General features: G+C 61.0%; 13 protein-coding genes. 9 read left to right on the top strand and 4 right to left on the bottom strand.

Going from position 1 to position 13918, the window contains the following annotated elements; translation table 11 throughout:
• The first annotated feature begins 135 nt into the window (after positions 1–135).
• From rpsD to dsbD, 5 genes are all read left to right on the top strand, one after another.
• A complete protein-coding gene (gene rpsD, locus AT302_RS25350) occupies positions 136–759 on the top strand; it encodes a 30S ribosomal protein S4 (protein WP_058376369.1) in 624 nt (207 codons plus the stop codon).
• 102 nt (positions 760–861) lie between these two features.
• Entirely contained in the window at positions 862–1839 is a 978-nt protein-coding gene (locus tag AT302_RS25345; RefSeq protein ID WP_058376368.1) for a DNA-directed RNA polymerase subunit alpha, read from the top strand.
• Between the two features lie 156 nt (positions 1840–1995).
• Positions 1996–2388, top strand: a complete 393-nt coding sequence (rplQ, locus tag AT302_RS25340) for a 50S ribosomal protein L17 (protein ID WP_058376367.1) — start codon at positions 1996–1998, stop codon at positions 2386–2388.
• A gap of 193 nt (positions 2389–2581) precedes the next feature.
• Positions 2582–2914, top strand: a complete 333-nt coding sequence (gene cutA, locus AT302_RS25335; protein WP_058376366.1) for a divalent-cation tolerance protein CutA — start codon at positions 2582–2584, stop codon at positions 2912–2914.
• A 70-nt stretch (positions 2915–2984) separates the two neighbouring features.
• A complete protein-coding gene (dsbD, locus tag AT302_RS25330; protein ID WP_058379945.1) occupies positions 2985–4841 on the top strand; it encodes a protein-disulfide reductase DsbD in 1857 nt (618 codons plus the stop codon).
• A gap of 192 nt (positions 4842–5033) precedes the next feature.
• On the opposite strand, the gene hemB is transcribed toward dsbD, so the two are convergent.
• Complete coding sequence (hemB, locus tag AT302_RS25325; protein WP_058376365.1) at positions 5034–6032, bottom strand: porphobilinogen synthase; 999 nt, start codon at positions 6030–6032, stop codon at positions 5034–5036.
• A gap of 558 nt (positions 6033–6590) precedes the next feature.
• On the bottom strand, positions 6591–7259 hold the full coding sequence (gene yihA / locus AT302_RS25320; RefSeq protein ID WP_058376364.1) for a ribosome biogenesis GTP-binding protein YihA/YsxC: 669 nt from the start codon (positions 7257–7259) through the stop codon (positions 6591–6593).
• 298 nt (positions 7260–7557) lie between these two features.
• Between yihA and AT302_RS25315 the strand changes: the two genes are divergently transcribed.
• The 3 genes from AT302_RS25315 to ccsB all read left to right on the top strand — a co-directional run bounded on the left by AT302_RS25315 (position 7558) and on the right by ccsB (position 11713).
• Positions 7558–8214, top strand: coding sequence for a c-type cytochrome (locus AT302_RS25315; protein WP_058376363.1), 657 nt, complete (start codon positions 7558–7560; stop codon positions 8212–8214).
• 167 nt (positions 8215–8381) lie between these two features.
• Positions 8382–10517: a cytochrome c biogenesis protein ResB gene (locus AT302_RS25310; RefSeq protein WP_058376362.1), complete on the top strand. Its 2136-nt coding sequence runs from the start codon at positions 8382–8384 to the stop codon at positions 10515–10517.
• A gap of 11 nt (positions 10518–10528) precedes the next feature.
• Positions 10529–11713 carry a c-type cytochrome biogenesis protein CcsB gene (gene ccsB / locus AT302_RS25305; protein WP_087721623.1) on the top strand — a complete coding sequence of 395 codons (1185 nt, stop codon included), beginning with the start codon at positions 10529–10531 and terminating at the stop codon, positions 11711–11713.
• 186 nt (positions 11714–11899) lie between these two features.
• Here the strand turns inward: ccsB and lysA are convergent, their stop codons facing one another.
• Together lysA and lptM are read right to left on the bottom strand one after the other, a co-directional pair.
• The gene (lysA, locus tag AT302_RS25300) at positions 11900–13162 is read right to left on the bottom strand and encodes a diaminopimelate decarboxylase (protein ID WP_058376360.1); all 1263 of its coding nucleotides are present in this window, start codon (positions 13160–13162) and stop codon (positions 11900–11902) included.
• A gap of 141 nt (positions 13163–13303) precedes the next feature.
• A complete protein-coding gene (gene lptM, locus AT302_RS28460; RefSeq protein ID WP_407668809.1) occupies positions 13304–13531 on the bottom strand; it encodes an LPS translocon maturation chaperone LptM in 228 nt (75 codons plus the stop codon).
• Positions 13532–13588: 57 nt separating this feature from the next.
• Here lptM and cyaY point away from each other — a divergent pair, with 57 nt between their 5' ends.
• On the top strand, positions 13589–13909 hold the full coding sequence (cyaY, locus tag AT302_RS25295; RefSeq protein WP_058379944.1) for an iron donor protein CyaY: 321 nt from the start codon (positions 13589–13591) through the stop codon (positions 13907–13909).
• The last annotated feature ends 9 nt before the right edge of the window (positions 13910–13918 follow it).

Genomic DNA, 13918 nt, shown 5'->3' with positions numbered 1-13918 from the left:
GCTATAATCGCGGGTTCGCGCACGGTCTCGGCCGTGCGCGAAGCAATTTCTAAGACCACCGTCCGGTACATTGGTACCGGACTTGCGTAGTGGACAAGGCGCCGCTGCGTCAAATTTTGAGATAAAGGAACAACCGTGGCACGTTATATCGGCCCGAAGGCCAAACTCTCCCGTCGTGAAGGTACTGACCTCTTCCTGAAGAGCGCACGTCGCTCGCTCGCCGACAAGTGCAAGCTGGATAGCAAGCCGGGTCAGCATGGCCGCACCTCGGGTGCTCGTACGTCCGACTACGGCAACCAACTGCGCGAAAAGCAGAAGGTCAAGCGTATTTACGGCGTGCTCGAGCGTCAGTTCCGTCGTTATTTCGCGGAAGCCGATCGTCTGAAGGGCAACACGGGTGAAAACCTGCTGCAAGTGCTCGAGTCGCGTCTGGACAACGTCGTCTATCGCATGGGTTTTGGTTCGACGCGCGCTGAAGCGCGCCAGCTGGTTGGCCACAAGGCCGTCGTGCTGAACGGTGTTGTCGCCAACATCCCGTCGATCAAGGTCAAGCCGGGTGATGTGATCACCGTGCGCGAAAAGGCCAAGAAGCAAGTGCGTATTCAAGAATCGCTGACGCTGGCAGAACAAGTCGGTTTCCCGATCTGGGTTTCGGTTGACGCCAAGAAGATGGAAGGCACTTTCAAGGCACTGCCGGAACGTAGCGATATCGCGGGCGACATCAACGAAAGCCTGATCGTCGAATTGTATTCGCGTTAATCCAAACGCTGACGCGCCTCACGGCGCGTTTGCGTTCCGTGCAGGTTTGTCACCCATCAGCCTTATCGGTGTAACGAGCCGAGGGTATTGAAAAGGAAACCTATGCAAAACAGTTTATTGAAGCCCAAGATCATCGAGGTTGAAGAAGTCGGTGAGCATCACGCCAAAGTTGTGATGGAGCCGTTCGAACGTGGTTACGGCCACACCTTGGGCAATGCGCTGCGCCGCGTGCTGTTGTCGTCGATGCTCGGCTATGCGCCGACCGAAGTGACGATCGCTGGCGTCGTGCATGAATACTCCACCATCGACGGCGTTCAGGAAGATGTTGTCAACTTCCTGCTGAACCTGAAGGGTGTTGTGTTCAAGCTGCATAACCGTGACGAAGTCACCGTTACGCTGCGCAAGGATGGTGAAGGTGTGGTGCGTGCTTCGGATATCGAACTGCCGCACGACGTCGAACTGATCAACCCCGATCACGTGATTGCACATCTGGCCAAGGGCGGTAAGCTCGACGTCCAGATCAAGATTGAAAAGGGTCGTGGTTATGTCCCGGGTAACGTGCGCCGTTATGGCGATGATTCGGCCAAGGTGATTGGTCGTATCGTCCTCGACGCGTCGTTCTCGCCGGTCAAGCGTGTGAGCTACGCGGTCGAATCGGCCCGTGTGGAACAGCGTACCGACCTGGACAAGCTCGTGATGAACATCGAAACCAACGGTGTTGTGTCGCCGGAAGAAGCGATCCGTCAATCGGCTCGCATCCTCGTCGACCAGCTGTCGGTGTTCGCTGCGCTGGAAGGCACGGAAGCCGCCAGCGAAGCGCCGTCGCGTGCGCCGCAGATCGATCCGATCTTGCTGCGTCCGGTGGACGATCTCGAGTTGACGGTGCGTTCGGCCAACTGCCTGAAGGCCGAAAACATCTACTACATCGGCGACCTGATCCAACGTACCGAGAACGAATTGCTCAAGACCCCGAATCTGGGTCGCAAGTCGCTCAACGAGATCAAGGAAGTGCTGGCCTCGCGTGGTCTCACGCTGGGTATGAAGCTCGAAAACTGGCCGCCGGCTGGTCTCGAGAAGTAAGTTGTGAAGACATGGCCGCCTTCGGGCGGCCGTGTTGCAACAAAAGTGCGGTGCGTCGGAGCGATCCGATACGGCCGTTTGTAACGACACCGGCCCGCGGTGATAGTCGCCGATAGAAGAGCTTGGTCGAAAAACTCTGTTTAAAGGAAAGTTGAAATGCGTCACCGTCATGGTTTGCGTAAACTGAATCGTACGAGCAGCCACCGTCTGGCAATGCTCCGTAACATGTCGAACTCGCTGATCGAACACGAAGCGATCAAGACCACGCTGCCGAAGGCCAAGGAACTGCGTAAGGTCGTCGAGCCCCTCATCACCCTGGGTAAGAAGGACTCGCTGGCTAACCGCCGCCTGGCTTTCAACCGCCTGCGTGATCGTGACTCGGTGTCGAAGCTGTTCAACGTGCTCGGCCCGCGCTTTGCAACCCGTCCGGGTGGCTACCTGCGTATCCTGAAGATGGGTTTCCGTGTTGGCGATAACGCTCCGATGGCGTTCGTCGAACTGCTGGACCGTCCGGAAGTTGATACGGAAGCGCCGGAAGTTGCTGAGTAAGTGACTTGCGCAACGGACCTTCGGGTACCGTGAGCCGTAAGAGAGAAGCCAGGTCATTGACCTGGCTTTTTTCATTTGAGGTGTTGTCCGAAGCCTGCGGCAGATATCTCCGGAATAACGGCCCGCCTGCGCAGCTTGCTTGCGGCCGGTGTACAGTGAACAATCGCTACGTTTGACCGGTCTATTGCACACTATGGATGCCCTTCTTATCGTCATGACGACGTTTCCCGACGAGGCCAGCGCCGAGGCAGCTATCGACGGCATGCTGGCTGCGCAGTTGGCGGCTTGTGTGCAGCAGATGGCTCCGGTGCGCTCGAGTTATCGTTGGCAAGGCAAGCGCGAGACGAGTGTTGAAGTGCCACTCATGATCAAGACGAGCGCCGCGCGCTACACGGCGCTTGAGCAGTTCATCAAGGAACACCATCCTTACGACGTGCCGGAAATCGTGGCGTGGCCCGCGACGGCGTCGTTACCCGCGTACGCGCGCTGGGTTGAGGATGAGACTCGGGGGAAGTTGCATGTTTGAATCGATGATCGGCGGCCAAAGGAGGCTCCCGTTCTGGGCCTTTGCGTGGCTTTGCGCAGCGTTGCTACTGATGACAATCGGCGTCGGACGCGCCCACGCCGCAGACGATTTTCTCGACCCGGATGTGGCATTCAAGGTGTCAAAGTCCGAGCAACCCGGTGCAGTGCTGCTGCGTTTTGAAGTTGCCAAAGGCTACTACCTCTATCGCGAACGTTTTGCGTTCGCTGCCGATAACCCGGCCATCAAACTCGGCACCCCCGAATTCCCGAAGGGTGAGGTCAAGCATGACGAGACCTTCGGCAAGGACATGGAGGTCTATCACGAGCCCATCGACGTCCGGATTCCTGTCGAGGGCGCTACAGCTCCGTTCACGCTGACCGTGACGATGCAGGGCTGTGCGGACAAGGGGTTGTGCTACCCGCCGATGGACAAGCCGTTCAAGATCTCGTCAGCCGTTGGTAGCTCTGGCGGTGCAGGGGCATCGTCGATGTCGTCGCAATCTGCCGCCGGACCCGCCACACAGGCGCTACTTGGGGCCAAGCCCGCGACAGTTGCTGCCGACGTAACTGCGACCGCTCCCAGTGGCTCGGGTGGCGGCTGGCTCTCGGCACGTGACGATTACAGCGAAGCCGAGCGCATTCTCTCTGGCGGCAGTTTCTTGCTGGCGTTGGGCATCTTCTTTGCACTGGGCGTGGGTCTGGCCTTTACGCCGTGTGTCTTGCCGATGGTACCTATCCTGTTGTCGATCGTCGCAGGTCAGGAGGCCAGTCGCGGCAAGGCAGTGCGCCTGGCGATCGCCTACGTGCTCGGTATGGCCATCGTGAACACCGTGATTGGTGTGGCGGCGGGATTGCTCGGGCAAGGCCTCATCGCGTTTCTCCAGGCACCTTGGGTGCTCGCCCTGTTTGCGTTGCTGATGGTGATTTTGTCGCTGTCGATGTTCGGCATGTACGAGATCCAATTGCCGACGGCGCTGCGTGAGCGAATCGACGACGCCGCCCGCAAGCAGAAATCGGGGCAATGGGTGGGTGCCGCCATGATGGGTATTCTGTCTGGCCTGATCGTTAGCCCTTGTGTGACAGCACCGCTCGCGGCTGCGCTTGCCTTCATCGCCAAGACCGGAGATGCCGTCTTCGGTGGCGCCACGCTCTTCGCCCTGTCGTTGGGCATGGGCTTGCCGCTCGTGATTCTGGCGGGCGGCGGAGGCACGTTGCTGCCGCGCGCCGGGGCATGGATGGATGGCGTGAAGCGGTTCTTCGGTTTCCTGCTGCTGGGTGTCGCGCTGTGGATCGTGCGCCCGCTGCTGTCGACGCAAGTCTTGCTGCTCGGGTGGGGCGTGTTGTTGCTGGTGGCTGCGACCTTCATGCGCGTCTTCGATACCCTGCCCGATGGTGTGAGCGGTGCGCGACGTTTGCTCAAAGGACTCGGCGTTGCTGTTGCGCTGCTCGGGGCCGTGGCATTGGTGGGCGCTGCCGCAGGCGCCCGCGACCCGCTCGCTCCGCTGGCCGGTTTGTCGACGGTTGCGTCGGGGAGTGCCAGTGCGGGCGCACAGGCCGCCGAAGGTGTGAAATTTCAGCGCGTGCGAAGTGTTGCTGAACTTGATCAGGTCGTTGCCGCAGCAGGACGGCCGGTCATGTTCGATTTCTACGCCGACTGGTGCATCAGTTGCAAGGAGATGGAGCGGTTTGTGTTTACCGATCCACGTGTGAAGGCGCGCCTTGATCAGATGGTGCTCGTGCAAGCCGACGTTACGGCAAACAATGCCGACGATCAGGCATTGCTCAAGCGCTTCGCATTGTTCGGTCCGCCCGGGATCATCTTCTTCGATGGCAAAGGTGCTGAGGTGGCAGGCTCACGCGTGATTGGTGCGCAATCGGCCGATCAATTCCTGCGCAGTCTCGATAAGGCGTACGGTCCGGCCGCCTGACGGTATTACGGGGTGGGGTTGCGAAGTTGACTCTGCTGCGTTGAATACCTCGAAGGTGGTTGTTCCGCCGCTACAAAAACAAACAGCTAGCCCGATGATGGACTAGCTGTTTGTGTTTCATCTGCGAGAACTTGAGCGGATGCGCACAACCGGTGGCCGGTGTTTCCTCAAGCCTGCTCAAGTTTTCTCAACTCAGGCTTGCGCGCGAATCAGGCGTGCGGCATCGAGTGCGAAGTAGGTCAGGATGCCATCGGCCCCTGCGCGCTTGAAGGCGAGCAGCGATTCCATCATTACCTTGTCGTGATCTAGCCAGCCGTTCTGAGCTGCGGCCTTCAACATCGCGTATTCGCCGCTGACCTGATAGGCATACGTCGGGTAGCGGAACTCATCCTTCACGCGGCGCACGATATCGAGGTACGGCATGCCGGGCTTGACCATGACCATGTCCGCGCCTTCTTCGATGTCGAGGGCCACTTCACGCAGCGCTTCATCCGAATTGGCAGGGTCCATCTGGTAGGTCATCTTGTTGCCCTTGCCGAGGTTCGATGCCGAACCGACGGCGTCGCGGAACGGGCCGTAGAACGCCGACGCGTACTTGGCCGCGTAAGCCATGATGCGCGTGTGAATATATCCGGCGGATTCGAGGGCTTCGCGGATGGCGCCGATGCGGCCGTCCATCATGTCGGACGGTGCAACGATGTCCACGCCGGCTTCTGCCTGCGTGAGGGCCTGCTTAACGAGGATCGCGGTCGTCACGTCGTTGATGACGTAGCCGTTCTCATCGAGCACGCCGTCCTGACCGTGGCTGGTGTACGGATCAAGGGCCACATCAGTGAGCACGCCGAGATCGGGGAAGTTGCGTTTGATCTCGCGCACGGCGCGTGGGATCAGACCTTCGGGGTTGGTCGCTTCGATGCCGTCAGGCGTCTTGAACGACGCGTCGATATTCGGGAACAGCGCAATGACGGGCACGCCGAGCGTGACGCACGTATCGGCCACACGCAGCAATTCATCGACCGAGACGCGCTCGACGCCGGGCATCGAGTCGACAGCCTCGCGGCGATTCTGACCGTCGAGCACGAACACCGGATAGATCAGGTCGTCACAGGTCAGGTGGTTTTCACGCATCAGGCGGCGTGAGAAGTCATCGCGTCGCATGCGGCGCGGGCGAAGCAGGGGATAGGAACTCATGCGATCGGTCCTTTGGACGGGGAATAGCGCGTCTGAAAATTCCGTGATTCGTCGGGTGAAGACGTCCCGAAAAGGCGTTGCCGTTGCGATCGGCTCAACGATTCCGTAAGGAGGAAAGCGCGCAAAAAAGGCCGCTTGCCGGGAAACTTTCGGACGCATGGTATATCATACCAACCGGATGTTCGCACTGTGTGTGGCGTCCCCCGCTTCTCCTCCCTGAGCGGGCGCCTGTCGTTCTACGATAAGGCTCATTTAAACCCGCCGTGCCTACACGGCGGTTTTTTTATGTGCGCTCGCTTTATCGCACCAATGACTGCATCCAACGCCCCGGAAATCGGGCGCGTACAGGCATTTCGGTCAATCCCGATATCTTCACGTGCCCCTCATCCGTTCGGTTGAGGCAGCGGCCGCCGTCCTGATTTTCTTCACGTTGACCCAAACGACCACGCCGTTGACCGCGACGATATGTCGCGCCCGGCGGGCGCGTGCGTCATCTACCTTTGGGTTTTGGTGGCGGGGTGTCGAATCGTGCTGGACGGCGAAATTACTGAGACACGCTCATTTCTTCGCGGATTCGCGCGGCGGAATGGCGAGCCAGTCTTCGAGCACGCGTTGCGCGGCTTCGACGCCTGTGCGCTTGAGCGATGAGAACAGCTGCGCGGTGAACTGGGGCAGCGTGTTGGGATCGTCTGCCGGGAGACCGTCGGTGCGTTGAAGGGCATTCAGACGCTTCTGGGTGTCGCGCAGGACGACCGTGGCTTCCTGACGGGTGAGCTTGTCGGCTTTGGTCAGCAGCACGTGAATCGGGCGCCCGGTCGGCAGGAACCAGTCGATCAGTTCGCAATCGAGTTCGGTGAACGGTCGACGCGAGTCCATCACCAGCACTAGTCCACGCAGTTGCGGACGTTGCACCAGATAATCGCCAAGCAGTTGTTGCCAGTGCACTTTCACGCCGCCACCCACTTCGGCGTAGCCGTAGCCGGGCAGATCGACGAGATAGCCGTAGAGATGCTCGAGGTGGGCAATCTCGAAGTAGTTGATGTGCTGCGTGCGGCCCGGCGTCTTACTGGAGAAGGCCAGCCGCTTCTGGTTGCACAGGATGTTCAGCGCGCTGGATTTGCCCGCGTTCGAGCGACCCGCGAAGGCGACCTCGGGCACTGCCGTGGGCGGCAGATCGCGCAGATGATTGACGGTCGTAAAGAAGCGGGCTTGATGAAGTAGGGACATGACAGGAACCGGGGAGCGCCGCAGCCACAGGGGATGGGCTGGCAACGCGGGCGCAGGGGGCGCAGAACGATGAGTTGGGGCGCTGCCGGCCAAAGCCCGGGAAGCCCCGCTCTGCGGCCTTCTACATGGAATCCCCTAAAGTCGGGGAAAGACTTTATTGTACAATACGAAAGTTAACCTTGGCCTTGCCAAGGCTTGTCCGAACGTCTCGCACGCCGTGAGGTTGGAGGAGAAACACGGCGCCGGACGGTGAGTTCGAACGACCGATTTCCCGACAAAACAGATATAAGGTGTGCGAATGAACCGAGGAGTGTGGAAGTCTCTCGCTGCAACACCATTGGCGCTGGCATGCTTTCTACTGAGCGGCGCAGGACAAGCCGCCGAGCCTCAGGCGCCTGCCAAACCAGACTTGAACCGGGGACAGGCGATTGCCAGTCAGGTCTGCGCATCGTGCCACGCGGCGGACGGTAACAGCACCGGTGGTGCTTATCCGAAAATCGCCGGCCAGCACGCTGAATACCTCTACAAGCAACTGACCGACTTCAAGGCGCAGCCCGGCAAGACACCGGCGCGCAACAATCCCATCATGGCCGGTATGGTCGCTGCGTTGTCCGATCAGGATATGCGCAACGTGTCCGCTTATTTCGCGTCGCAAACCGAGAAACCGGGCGCTGCGCGCAACAAGGACACCGTGCCGCTGGGCGAAAAGATTTTCCGTGGGGGTATTGCAGAGAAGGGCGTGCCCGCCTGCGCTGCCTGCCACGGTCCGGCCGGTGCCGGCATGCCGTCGCAATACCCGCGCCTCGGCGGCCAGTGGGCCGATTACACCGCTGCACAACTCGTGGCCTTCCGCGACGAAACGCGTCTGAACAACGCGCCGATGCATGCCGTTGCGTCGCGACTGTCGGACAAGGAAATCAAGGCAGTCGCGGATTACATCGCCGGTTTGCGCTGATCGGTAAGGTCTACTCTGACATCGTGTGAACGTCGGGGTATATTCGCTGACTTATAACGAAACCAGCTCCGTCGCCGCAGGGTGACGGGATAGAACTGGTTTAGCATACACAGGGTGGCGGGCGCGTGAAAAACGCGCTCCCGCCCTTTTTTGTTGCCGGAAACAGGATGAGCATCAGTACTTCGGGAATGCAGATCAAAAGCGCGCAGCGATGGGTGCGCGACGGTGTCGAACTGGTCAGTTCGATGCGTTTTGCCATCAGCCTGCTCACCGTGCTCGCGATCGCCAGCATTGTTGGCACCGTGCTCAAGCAAGGCGACCCCTACCCCAACTACGTCAATCAGTTCGGCCCGTTCTGGGCCGACGTTTTCCGCTCGCTCGGCCTTTATAAGGTCTACAGCTCGTGGTGGTTTCTGCTGATCCTCTTCTTCCTGATGGCATCGACGACGCTGTGCGTCGTCCGCAACGCGCCGAAGATGATCGCGGACATCCGCAGCTGGCGCGACCACGTGCGTGAAGGCAGCCTGCGCGCCTTCGGTCACAAGGGTGAGTTCTCCGGCCCGACGCCACGCGCCGAGCTGCTGCCGCGATTGACGGGTTTTCTGGGGCGTCGCGGCTACCGTTTCGTTGTGCGAGATCGCGACGGGGCGACGCTGGTCGCGGCGAAGGCCGGCGCCATCAACAAGATCGGCTACATCTTCGCGCACAGTGCCATCGTGATCATCTGCCTCGGCGGCCTGGTCGACAGCGATCTGCTCACGCGCATGCAGATGGCGCTGTTCGGCAAGTCGCCGCTGCAAGGCAACGCGGTCATCGCACAGATTCCCGAGGAGCACCGCCTGTCGTCGAGCAACCCCGCGTTCCGCGGCTATGCATTCGTGCCCGAAGGCGGCAAGTCGACGACCGCGATTCTGAATTTTCAGGACGGCTCGGTTGTGCAGGACCTGCCCTTCTCCATCGAGTTGAAGAAATTCCACGTCGACTATTACTCGACGGGCATGCCCAAGCTCTTCGCGAGCGACATCGTGGTGACCGACCCGGAGACCGGCAAGTCGATGGATGCCACGGTGAAGGTCAATGAGCCGTTCATCTACAAGGGCGTCGCGATCTATCAGTCGAGCTTCGAAGATGGCGGCAGCAAGCTCAAGCTCACCGGTTACCCCATGCGTGGCGCGTCTGACAAGACGTTCGCCTTTTCGGGCGACATCGGCGGCTCCACGCAGTTGAAGGGCGCCGCCGCAGCCAAAGACGAATACACGGTCGAGTTCAGCGATTTCCGCGCGATCAACGTCGAGAACATCAGCAATGGCAGTGGGCAGCAAGATGTTCGCGGCGTGGCCCGTAAATCGTTCCGCGACGACCTGAGTGCACAACTGGGTTCGGGCGCGAAAACCGATCTGAACAAAGACTTGCGCAACGTCGGTCCGTCGGTGCAGTACAAGGTGCGCGATCGCAGCGGGCAGGCGAAGGAATACCGCAACTACATGCTGCCGATTCTGGTGGAAGACGGCCAGCGCGTGTTCATGACGGGCGTGCGCGACACCCCGGACGGCCCGTTCCAGTACTTGCGCATTCCGGCCGACGACGACGGCTCCGTCAAACAATGGATGCTGCTGCGCGCAGCGCTTCAGGATGACGGGGCCCGGGTCGAAGCTGCGCGCCGCTTCGCTGCCCAATCGCTGCCTTCGCAGACGTCTGCTGAGCTGCGTGGTCAATTGCAGGAAAGCGCCAAGCGTGAGCTCGACCTGTTCGCCGGGGCCATTCCGGCCAGCGCGAATGGCCACGCGACGGGCGGGTTGCAAGCGATTGCCGAGTTCGTGAGCGAGAAGGTGCCGCAGGAGCAGCAATCGAGTGCGGCCGACATGTTCCGACGCATTCTCGACGGCACGATCTGGCAACTCTGGCAGGTCGCGCGCGAGCAAGCCGGTCAACCGGCGGCGACGCCGACGCCGGACAACGAGCGTTTTGTGCACACGGCAACCAACGCACTGTCGGACAACTTCCTGTACGACGCGCCGGTGTTCCTGCAACTCGACTCATTCGATCAGATCCAGGCGAGCGTCTTCCAGCTCACGCGCTCGCCCGGCAAGAAGATCGTGTATCTTGGCAGTCTGCTGCTGGTACTCGGTATCTTCTCGATGTTTTACGTACGTGAACGACGTCTCTGGCTGTGGGTGAAAGACACCCCCGACGGCGGCAGCTCGGTCATGATGGCAGCGTCGACGACACGTCGTACGCTGGATTTCGACAAGGAATTCGCCCGCACGAAGGCGGAGTTGGACGCGATCGTCACAAAACGATGAAGGTGAGAGACATGGAGTTATCGCAAGGCTATTCAGACGTCTCGTGGCTGCGCCGGCGCAGTATCGGTGACTGGCTGTTCGCACTGGCGCTGGCGATTGGGGCGGGCTTCGCGCTCAATCGCTACGGCCATTTTATGGATTACTACGAGCACACGATTCTGGTGCTCTCGGTGCCGACCTTCGCGGTATTGGGTTGGCACTGGCGCTCGGTGCGCTGGCTGATGGCGGGTATCGCGATTCTTGCACTCTCCGGCATCGGGCTCTATCACCACGATCTGGCCCGTGCCGATCAGGCGTTCTTCCTGAAGTATTTCCTCTCGAGCCAGTCGGCCATCCTCTGGATGAGCGCGCTGTTCTTCCTGGCGACACTGTTCTACTGGGGCGGCCTGCTGGCGCGCTCGCCGTTCGGCGCGAGTGTCGGGTCGGCACTGTGCTGGGCGGCGGTGTTGCTCGGGTTCACCGGCATGATGGTGCGCTGGTACGAGTCGTATCTGGTGGGGGCCGACGTCGGGCACATTCCGATCTCGAACCTGTATGAGGTGTTCGTCCTCTTCTGCCTGATCACGTCGCTGTTCTACCTGTACTACGAGCAACACTATGCGACGCGCGCCCTCGGCCCGTTCGTGCTGTTGGTCATCAGCGCCGCAGTGGGCTTCAATCTCTGGTACAGCGTGGCACGCAGTGCCTACGAGATTCAGCCGCTCGTGCCTGCGCTGCAAAGCTGGTGGATGAAGATCCACGTACCGGCCAACTTCATCGGCTACGGCACGTTTGCGCTGGCGGCGATGGTGGCGGTGGCGTATCTGCTCAAGTCCGGCGAACAAAAGCGTAACGTTGCCGCGGGCAAGGCGATCGACAGTGGTTTCTTCTCGTCACGCCTGCCGTCCCTCGAACTGCTCGACGACGTGATGTACAAGGCGATTGCCGTGGGCTTCGCGTTCTTCACGATTGCCACGATTCTCGGCGCGCTGTGGGCGGCCGACGCGTGGGGTGGTTACTGGAGCTGGGACCCGAAGGAAACCTGGGCACTGATCGTGTGGCTGAACTACGCGGCGTGGCTGCACATGCGCCTGATGAAGGGGCTGCGTGGCGTGGTGGCTGCATGGTGGTCGCTGACCGGCCTGCTGATCACGACGTTCGCGTTCCTCGGTGTGAACATGTTCCTGTCGGGGCTGCACAGCTACGGACAGCTCTGACGCGTCATCCACGTGTCGATACGGCCAGCAGTCGCAGTACACGGCCGATCGATACGTGAAGTAAAAAAGCCGCCGCGCAATGTGCGCAGGCGGCTTTTTTATTGGGCGGCGCTTTGGTTTGCCGGCCCGTAAGTGTGGGCGTTGGCAAACCGGCGGATCGGTCCGCTCAGGCTGGCTGAGGCAACTTCAGGCCGGCAGCAGACGTTCACCGGCGAACAGCGATTCGACCGTTTCGCGCTCGCGCACGAGGTGGACATCGACGCCATCGACCATGACTTCTGCCGCACGCGGACGCGTGTTGTAGTTCGAGCTCATCGTGAAGCCGTACGCGCCGGCCGAGCGAATCGCCAGCAGATCGTCCGGCGCAATGGCCAGCGCGCGGTCACGGCCGAGCCAGTCGCCGCTTTCGCACACCGGGCCCACCACGTCGTACGTCACCACGTCGGCTGCATGACGCGTCACCGGATCGATGCCGTGATAAGCCTCGTACATGGCCGGGCGGGCGAGATCGTTCATGGCCGCGTCGACGATGGCGAAGTTCTTGGTCTCACCGTGCTTGAGGAATTCCACGCGCGTGAGCAGTACGCCAGCGTTGCCGACCAGCGAGCGGCCCGGCTCGAACAGCACCTGACGATGCGCATGGCCGCGCTTGGCAATGTGGTCGATGACCGTGGTGGCAAACGCGGTGATGTCCGGCGGCGTTTCATCTGTGTACTGAATGCCGAGGCCGCCGCCCACATCGATGTGATGCAGCGAGATCCCGGCATCATCGAGCTTTTCGACCAGATCGAGGAGCTTGTCGATGGCGTCGAGGTACGGCGAAATCTCCGTGATTTGCGAGCCGATGTGGCAATCGATGCCGACCACGTCGAGATGCGACATTGCCGCAGCGGCACGGTAAGCGTCGAACGCTTCTTCGTAAGCCACGCCGAACTTGTTGCCGCGCAGGCCGGTAGAAATATACGGGTGCGTCTTGGCGTCTACGTTCGGATTCACGCGCAGCGACACGCGCGCGCGCTTGTTCATCTGGGCGGCCACTTCGTTCAGACGGTCGAGCTCGGGGCGCGATTCGACGTTGAAGCAGAACACGTCCTTGTCGAGCGCATAACGCATTTCGTCGGCGTGCTTGCCCACACCGGAGAAGACCACGCGGCCGGCGTCACCGCCGGCGGCAATCACGCGTGCCAGTTCACCGGCCGAGACGATGTCAAACCCAGCACCCAGCTTGGCGAACACGCCGAGTACGGCCAGATTCGAGTTGGCCTTGGCCGCGTAATGAACTGCCGCGTTACGCCCTTCGCAAGCCTTGGCGTAAGCCTGATAGGCGGACGTCAGAGCCGCCTTCGAATACACGTACAAAGGCGTACCGAAACGCTCGGCGAGTACGGGCAGGGCCACGCCCTCGGCATGGAGTACGTCGTCGCGGTAAGAGAAGAAGGCGTTGGACATCGCGGAAACTCGGGTAATCGGCAAGGGCACGCGCCGTGGCGCGCAATATAAACAGGTAGGAAGCGCTTGTCCGGCAATCCGGAGCGCTGGCCGTCGGGTTCGTTGTCGGGTGTCAGGTGCCCGACAACGGTGCCGACAAGCTTACTCCGGTTTGGCGGCGGGCAGCGACGCTGCTGGCGGCACTTCGACCGACGGACCGCGCTGCGGCTCAGGCACGAGCGGCGGCGGGGGCAGCGGTGCACCCGGCGGCGCAGTCGGCTTGATCGGCCGAGCCGGCAAATAAAGGGGCCCGGCTTGGCCGCAGCTGGCTAATACGCTCAGCAGGGCAATCGAGGCTACAATCGCGCAGGTTCGAATAGGTGCTGTCATGGGGGTATCGCCGCGTGGTGCGGCATGCAATCGATGACGCAAACCGTGGAGTTTAGCATGACGGAAAGTGAATTCCTGGCGCTCGCCGAGGCTGTGCTGGCGCGGGTGGAGGCGGCTGTCGAAGACAGCGACGTGGACATCGATTGCGAGCGCACGGGCAACGTGCTGACGCTCGAGTTCGACGACGGCAGCAAGATCATCGTGAATCTGCAAACGCCGATGAGCGAAATCTGGGTGGCGGCGCGCTCGGGCGGCTACCACTATCGCCTGAAGGGTGACGAATGGCGCGACACCCGTGACGACGCCGAGCTGTTCGAGGCGCTCTCGCGTTTCGCGTCGCAGCAAGCCGGCGAGACGGTGACGCTGCAAGCTGACTGAGGCTGCCCG

The organism is Pandoraea norimbergensis (assembly GCF_001465545.3).
GTDB classification, from domain to species: domain Bacteria; phylum Pseudomonadota; class Gammaproteobacteria; order Burkholderiales; family Burkholderiaceae; genus Pandoraea; species Pandoraea norimbergensis.
This window is presented reverse-complemented; position numbering and strand designations above follow the sequence as displayed.

Excerpts from the sequence above, each read along its gene's own strand:
- AT302_RS25310 (WP_058376362.1), top strand. The coding sequence starts at position 8,382 with ATGAGCATCAGTACTTCGGGAATGCAGATCAAAAGCGCGCAGCGATGG.
- lptM (WP_407668809.1), bottom strand. The coding sequence starts at position 13,531 with ATGACAGCACCTATTCGAACCTGCGCGATTGTAGCCTCGATTGCCCTG.
- lysA (WP_058376360.1), bottom strand. The coding sequence starts at position 13,162 with ATGTCCAACGCCTTCTTCTCTTACCGCGACGACGTACTCCATGCCGAG.
- dsbD (WP_058379945.1), top strand. The coding sequence starts at position 2,985 with ATGACAATCGGCGTCGGACGCGCCCACGCCGCAGACGATTTTCTCGAC.
- rplQ (WP_058376367.1), top strand. The coding sequence starts at position 1,996 with ATGCGTCACCGTCATGGTTTGCGTAAACTGAATCGTACGAGCAGCCAC.
- cyaY (WP_058379944.1), top strand. The coding sequence starts at position 13,589 with ATGACGGAAAGTGAATTCCTGGCGCTCGCCGAGGCTGTGCTGGCGCGG.
- ccsB (WP_087721623.1), top strand. The coding sequence starts at position 10,529 with ATGGAGTTATCGCAAGGCTATTCAGACGTCTCGTGGCTGCGCCGGCGC.
- hemB (WP_058376365.1), bottom strand. The coding sequence starts at position 6,032 with ATGAGTTCCTATCCCCTGCTTCGCCCGCGCCGCATGCGACGCGATGAC.
- AT302_RS25345 (WP_058376368.1), top strand. The coding sequence starts at position 862 with ATGCAAAACAGTTTATTGAAGCCCAAGATCATCGAGGTTGAAGAAGTC.
- cutA (WP_058376366.1), top strand. The coding sequence starts at position 2,582 with ATGGATGCCCTTCTTATCGTCATGACGACGTTTCCCGACGAGGCCAGC.
- AT302_RS25315 (WP_058376363.1), top strand. The coding sequence starts at position 7,558 with ATGAACCGAGGAGTGTGGAAGTCTCTCGCTGCAACACCATTGGCGCTG.
- yihA (WP_058376364.1), bottom strand. The coding sequence starts at position 7,259 with ATGTCCCTACTTCATCAAGCCCGCTTCTTTACGACCGTCAATCATCTG.